Raw genomic sequence first — 6,494 nt, 5'->3', positions numbered from 1 at the left:
AGAAAGTGCCGCATCAGAGCCCGGGCGGAAATAAATATATTCGCTGTCAAGCCCGTTGTACTTTACCTTTTTGTTCATGATATCGTCGATTTCCCAACCCGGAATCGCACCATAAATGCGCCCCTTGCCCGGGTTTTCATCATCCGGAAAAAGGTGCGGATATTTTTTAAGATCCTGCACGGTTTTGAGGTCGGGCGCTACCGGCTCAATACCGCGTTCGGGGTCGCCCTCTATTACATAACGCGGCACATAAAAGCCCTGCTTGTTATCGCCAAAGTTTGTGCCTAGCTCCTGAAATAGCCCTGCATCGAGGTCTGCGCCATAGGTGGAGATATTATCCGTCCACTCCTCCATATGCACATCTACCTCACCCTTTTTCACCGCCTCATGCATAATAGGCGTAGAGCCTGGCACCTCTCTCCAGGTGTAGCCAAATGCCGACTCAGCTACAAGCCCCGCAACCGCATTGTGGAACTTGATGCTGTCCCAGCCCACATCGGCAAAAACAATCTCGCGTGACTGTTTACCGCAACCCACAAAGCCCACACACAGCGAAACTGCGAGTACCAGTATAAGAACAATCGATAGTATTCGTTTCATACAATCCCTCCCATGGAAAATTGAAGTTTTGTCTACCGGAAAATTTATGACAACCCAATCATAACATATGGGTTGTCACTAGGTCAACCATAGATATTCTAAAAAATGCTTCCCTTTTTTCATAATTTTTTTATAATTTTTCTAAATTTTGCAGAATAACTTATAAAAATTATGCTAAAAAGCATGATTTCGGTCAGATTTTTTCTATGCATTTTAAACGCTGTTAAAATTTGGAATCGTTATTCTACAAGATTCCTGTTGGTTTCCCTCATGGCAGGGTGTATAATATAAGATAATACTTTATTCTATTATGACCAAATTTTACTCAATTTTTTCAACTTTACAGGAGTTTTAATTATGATTCGTGCAATTTTTGAAACCGTATTTGACGCAGCTTACTTTATAACAATTCTAACCCTCGGTATATCCATGCTCAGTGGTTGCCGCGGCGTGCGCCAGTACAAGCTGTTTGGTTGGATGGCAATTTTACTGGGCTTAGGTGATGCGTTTCACCTTGTGCCGCGTGCCTATGCACTGCTAACCACAGGGCTGGAAGCCAACGCTGTCGCGCTGGGTATTGGTAAACTGATTACGTCGGTTACAATGACAATATTTTACGTAATGCTATACCACATTTGGCGTACGCGTTACCGCATAAAGGGTCAAAACGCGCTTACTCCAATCATCTATATACTTGCAGCAGTGCGCATCGCACTTTGTCTGTTGCCGCAGAACCAATGGACAAGCATGAATGCACCGGTGATGTGGGGAATTATCCGCAACGTACCATTTGCGCTGATGGGGTTGATTTTGATTGTTTTGTTTTACCGGCAGGCGCACAAGCACAGCGATTGGTCGTTTCGCTGGCTGTGGCTCGCAATTACCCTCTCGTTTGCTTTCTATATCCCCGTTGTACTTTGGGCCGATACGATTCCTCTCGTTGGCATGCTGATGATTCCCAAAACGCTCGCTTATGTCTGGGTGGTTTGGATGGGTTACAGCGATATGAAAAAAGAATTCCGTTAGCTTAGGCTTTGTTGCTTTCTAAACACAAAAACACCTCCTTAAAAAGGAGGTGTTTTTGTGTTTAGGGTTATTGTTTTGTATGAGAACCAACTTTCGTCGGCTTACTCCAGATTAAGCTTCTTTGTTAGAATAAAGTGTGTGATAAAATAGAATGCAGCACCAAAGATAAGATTGAGGATTGTACCGCCAATTAAAAAGAGATTCATCATATATCCCGGGCTAACCGTATTCATCCATGTAGGATTTATCATCATAGATAAAACCATAAAGACGCTTGCAACGGTTTGGCTTACAATATTGATACCGAGGTATGCACCGAAGGAAGCAAGCAGCTTATGGCTGTTGCAAAGCTGACCGAGCGCGATGGCCGCATAAACCTGCAAAATATTAACGAATAGGCCTACAAAGATGGTGATTGCCATTTCGGTAAGGAATAAGCCGGCATTGACACCAAGCTCTGTGTTCAACGCACGAACCGTCATTACAATTGCTTCGGGAATTGCTCTGATTAAATCGCCGTTTACCATTAAAATAAAGATGGAAATTAGCGTAATAACGCTGCTGAGTATTACCCACATAACCGATACCACTAGCTTATTGACAATGTTCATCCACGGCTTTACCGGTAGAGTAAACATTAAGTAGCCTTCATCGCCCAGCAAGTTTTTATAAAAGCGTTGAAACATTACGATTACAGTAATAATGAAGATTGCAATGATGATAAAGATGTACGCGGTAAGCGCAAGTGTTTTCGGAATGTCGCTGAAACGGCTCAACAGTGCATGATCTATACTGTTAAAGATACCAAACGAAAAAAACACTTTATTGATCAGTGCAAGAACAATCAAAGCCCCATACAAGGGAAGAAACATTCTCGAAGTTGCTTTAATTTCATATTTCATCAGTTTGCCTAGCATCTGAACACCTCCCTGAACAGTGAATCAACCGATTTGCCCTGTACCTCACGAATATCATCTACCGATTCAGTGAGTGCAATGTGGCCCTGATTGATAAACACCACATCGTCCAGCACCCGCTCAATATCAGCGATAAGGTGAGTAGAGATGATAACTGTTGCATTTTCGCTGTAGTTGCTGATGATTGTGTTTAAAATATAGTCACGCGCAGCCGGGTCGACACCGCCAATGGGTTCATCCAGCAGATACAGGTCGGCCTCGCGGCTCATTACCAGAATCAGCTGCACCTTCTCTTTGGTTCCCTTCGACATGGTCTTGAGCCTGTCATTCGCACTGATATTGAGTCTTCTCAGCATCTCCATAGCCTTGCCTGTGTTAAAATCCTCATAAAAGTCTGCGAAAAATTTCAGCATATCGCTTACCTTCATCCAATCTGCAAGGTAAGTACGCTCGGGCAGATAACTGACATGCTTTTTTGTTTCTACCCCCGGTGCAACCCCATTGATGAGAATCTCTCCGTCTGTAGGGGTAAGCAAACCGCTTGCAAGCTTGATCATTGTGGTTTTTCCGCTGCCATTTGGCCCAAGCAAACCTACAATTCTGCCGCGATGAATTGTGAGATCGACACCCGCAAGCGCGTTTTTGCCGCCATAGCGCTTAACAAGCGATTTACATTCTAAAATTGGTGTCATTGGGCATTTCCCTCCATTACATGTTCAATTAACCGCAGGGTCTCCTGTTTGGTAAACCCTAAGCTGCTCATCTTTTCCAAAAACTCATTGATCTGCATTTGCGCCAATAAATCTTTTAGATTGCTGATCATCTGCTCATCCTCCGTAATATATCTGCCGCTGGTTCGCTGTGTGTAAACAAGCCCTTTGCGCTCCAACTCAGCCAATGCTTTTTGCATGGTGTTTGGGTTTACCTCTGCCTGCGCTGCCAAATCGCGCACTGCGGGAAGCCGTTCGCCCGCTTGATATTGCCCCGATACAATTCGAAGCTCAATCTGCTCCACCAGTTGTGCATAGATGGGGCGGTCCGATTTTAAGTCCCAGTTCATATTTTCGCCTCCCTGTACCGTTGTACTAATCTGTTAATACAATAATACATTCATACAACTTCTTTGTCAATAGTTTTTTAATATTTTTCTTAACATCGGCGTAGGCGCTTAGTTTTATACACAAAAAGAAAACCATCCTTCAACACAGAAGGACGGCTCTTATCCAAACTCATATTACCGTTGACTCTTTTTTAAATTCTCTAATCAATGCCTGCAAAATTTCCTGCTGATGGTCAGTCAATCCGTCTATTTGAAGCATCTTTCGGTTTTCAAAGCCTAACAGGTAGTCTGTTGGCACCTCAAATAAAACAGCAAGATGTTTGAGTACCTCAAGTGAAGGAGTCTTAATATTATTTTCGTAACCACTGATTGCAGCTTTTGAAATACCCAGACGATTTGCAACCTGTATTTGCGTCATACGTTTCTGCTCACGCAACTCCCGCAGCCGATAACCAAAATCAAATACCACGTTTTTGCCTCCTTACTATAATAGTTTAATATATTGTAGTATCTTTTAAGCGTACTTAATTTATACTATAGTCCACTATATGTTGACTATGCACAATTGAAATGTTATAATTTTATCATTGTGCTAAAAACCATTATAGTTGAGAGGAGGGAACGAAATGAAAGGTATTATATTAGAGATGGTTTCTAAAGAAAACAATCTCTTCATCTCGGACCTTAGAGGTGCCGGTGTCGAACCCAGCGTGCTCAAATCTCTTCAAAATATTGAGTGGAGGCTATTCGATATAAGCGGGTGCAATTACACCCTCTCTTATATTTTTAACCAGCAGTTATCCTTTACAGATTACGATAAAGTGTACGATTTTATAAATAGTTTTCACTAAAAAAAGAGCTGATTCGCGAATCAGCTCTTTTTGTCTTTTTATAAAATATTCTTGTTAAACCATCAGCTCGCAAATTTGGTTCGAGAATGCAACGGGATCTTCAACAGGCATTCCCTCAATGAGCAGTGCCTGTGTATACAGTAGCTCGGCGTAGGTTTTCACCTTTTCCTTATCGCTCTCAAACAGCTTGGTAAGCGTGCTGAACACGGCATGATTGGCATTGATTTCAAGCACGCGTTCTGCTTTTACCTTTTGGTCACTTGGCATTGCATTGAGAACCTTCTCCATCTCAAGCGACAGAGCACCCTCACTGGCAAGGCAGACAGGGTGGGTTTTCAGGCGCTGCGACAGGCAAACCGCCTTTACCTTGTCGCCCAGTGCCTCCTGCATCAGAGCAAGCAGGTCTTTGTTCTCTTCCGTCTGCTTTTTCGCAGCCTCTTTTTCTTCCTCGCTTTCAAGGTTAAGGTCACTGCTTGCCGCCGATTTAAACTCTTTACCATCGTATTCGCGCATCATAGTCAGTGCAAATTCGTCAACGTCATCGGTGAGGTACAATACCTCGTAGCCCTTATCCTTGAGCAGCTCAATTTGGGGCAGGTGATCGATGCGCTCAACGCTTTCGCCCGACGCATAGTAAATGTTCTTCTGCTCTTCTTTCATCCTGCCAATGTATTCGGCGATGGTGACCATCTTCTTTTCACTGGAGGAATAGAACAGCAGCAAATCCTTAAGCAGGTCTTTTTTTGCACCGTATTCGCTATATACACCGTATTTTAGCTGCAAGCCAAAATTCTTAAAAAATGCTTCGTATTTTTCACGCTCGCCACTGAGCATAGCAAGCAGCTCGCTCTTAATCTTCTTTTCCAGCCTGCCCTCAATAATTTTAAGCTGTCTGTCATGCTGCAGCATCTCACGCGAAATATTGAGGCTTAAATCCTGCGAGTCAACCAAGCCGCGTACAAAACTGAAGCAGTCGGGTAGCAAGTCGGCACACTTGTCCATAATCAGCACACCGCTGGCGTACAGCTGCAAGCCCTTTTCATAATCACGGGTGTAGTAGTTGTAGGGTGCGCGAGCCGGAATGAACATCAGGGCGTTGTAGGTGGCGCTGCCCTCGGTGCTGCTATGAATCACCTTAGCAGGGTCTTCAAAATCAAAAAATTTTTCTTTGTAAAAGTTGTTGTACTCCTCAGCAGTAATTTCGCTCTTGGTTTTCTTCCACAGCGGAACCATGCTGTTGAGGGTATCCACCTCGGTGTAGGTTTCAAATTCGTGTTCCTCTCCGCCCTCCTTGGGACGGCGTTTTTCCACTTCCATTTTAATGGGGTAGCGGATATAGTCGGAGTATTTGCGTACAATCTGCTGCAAGCGGTAAGGCTCGAGGAATTCGTCATAGTTCTCTTCCTCGGTGTTTGCTTTTACCGTCAAGATAATATCGGTTCCATGCCCCTCTTTTTTACAAGGCTCAATAGTGTAGCCCTCAACACCGTGCGATTCCCAGCAATAGGCTTCGTCGCTGCCGAACACCTTGCTGATGACCTTGACGCAGTCTGCCACCATAAAAGCGGAGTAAAAGCCTACACCAAATTGGCCGATGATGTCGATATCCTCTTTGTTTTCTTTCTCGGCGTTCTCCTTTTTAAATGCAAGCGAGCCGCTCTTGGCAATGGTGCCAAGGTTCTGCTCTAGCTCCTCACGGGCCATACCGCAGCCGTTATCGGTAAGTGTGATGGTGCGCGTGTCCTTGTCTACCGCAAGGTTGATGGCAAAATCATCGCGCGAAAGGCCGGTGCTGCCGTCGCTAAGCGATTTGTAATAGAGCTTGTCGATCGCATCGCTTGCATTGGAGATAAGCTCACGCAGAAAAATTTCGCGGTGGGTGTAAATCGAGTTAATCATCAAATCGAGCAGACGTTTTGACTCTGCTTTAAACTGTTTTGTAGCCATTTTTATTCCACCTTTGTTGTATTTTCTGGCACTCAATATGCCAGAGTGCTAATAATAATATAGTACAAACCCTTCCAAAAAGCAAGAGAGAAT

Annotated in this window: 8 protein-coding genes; 2 read left to right on the top strand and 6 right to left on the bottom strand. The window is 44.0% G+C overall.

The features are described 5' to 3' along the window. Positions 1 to 600, bottom strand: a 600-nt coding sequence (locus RTV33_RS07540) for a glycine betaine ABC transporter substrate-binding protein (protein ID WP_312643078.1), incomplete at its 3' end; no start/stop codon positions are given. Between the two features lie 360 nt (positions 601 to 960). Between RTV33_RS07540 and RTV33_RS07535 the strand changes: the two genes are divergently transcribed. Next, on the top strand, positions 961 to 1,626 hold the full coding sequence (locus tag RTV33_RS07535; protein ID WP_312643097.1) for a hypothetical protein: 666 nt from the start codon (positions 961 to 963) through the stop codon (positions 1,624 to 1,626). 101 nt (positions 1,627 to 1,727) lie between these two features. On the opposite strand, the gene RTV33_RS07530 is transcribed toward RTV33_RS07535, so the two are convergent. From RTV33_RS07530 to RTV33_RS07515, 4 genes are all read right to left on the bottom strand, one after another. After that, positions 1,728 to 2,543, bottom strand: coding sequence for a hypothetical protein (locus RTV33_RS07530; protein ID WP_312643076.1), 816 nt, complete (start codon positions 2,541 to 2,543; stop codon positions 1,728 to 1,730). Next, positions 2,537 to 3,235: an ABC transporter ATP-binding protein gene (locus RTV33_RS07525; RefSeq protein ID WP_312643074.1), complete on the bottom strand. Its 699-nt coding sequence runs from the start codon at positions 3,233 to 3,235 to the stop codon at positions 2,537 to 2,539. The genes RTV33_RS07530 and RTV33_RS07525 overlap by 7 nt, the downstream gene beginning before the upstream one ends. Then, positions 3,232 to 3,603, bottom strand: a complete 372-nt coding sequence (locus tag RTV33_RS07520; protein WP_312643071.1) for a GntR family transcriptional regulator — start codon at positions 3,601 to 3,603, stop codon at positions 3,232 to 3,234. Before RTV33_RS07520 ends, RTV33_RS07525 begins: the two co-directional genes overlap by 4 nt. 169 nt (positions 3,604 to 3,772) lie before the next feature. After that, on the bottom strand, positions 3,773 to 4,072 hold the full coding sequence (locus RTV33_RS07515; RefSeq protein ID WP_312643070.1) for a helix-turn-helix transcriptional regulator: 300 nt from the start codon (positions 4,070 to 4,072) through the stop codon (positions 3,773 to 3,775). Positions 4,073 to 4,229: 157 nt separating this feature from the next. Between RTV33_RS07515 and RTV33_RS07510 the strand changes: the two genes are divergently transcribed. Then, the gene (locus RTV33_RS07510) at positions 4,230 to 4,454 is read left to right on the top strand and encodes a hypothetical protein (RefSeq protein WP_312643068.1); all 225 of its coding nucleotides are present in this window, start codon (positions 4,230 to 4,232) and stop codon (positions 4,452 to 4,454) included. A 54-nt stretch (positions 4,455 to 4,508) separates the two neighbouring features. Here RTV33_RS07510 and htpG read toward each other — a convergent pair whose 3' ends face one another. After that, complete coding sequence (gene htpG / locus RTV33_RS07505) at positions 4,509 to 6,401, bottom strand: molecular chaperone HtpG (protein WP_312643066.1); 1,893 nt, start codon at positions 6,399 to 6,401, stop codon at positions 4,509 to 4,511. Between the last annotated feature and the right edge of the window lie 93 nt (positions 6,402 to 6,494).

This window comes from Hydrogenoanaerobacterium sp. (assembly GCF_032017025.1).
Taxonomy (GTDB): Bacteria; Bacillota; Clostridia; order Oscillospirales; family Ruminococcaceae; genus Hydrogenoanaerobacterium.
The sequence above is the reverse complement of the archived record's forward strand: the minus strand, read 5'-3'. Positions and strand labels throughout refer to the sequence as shown.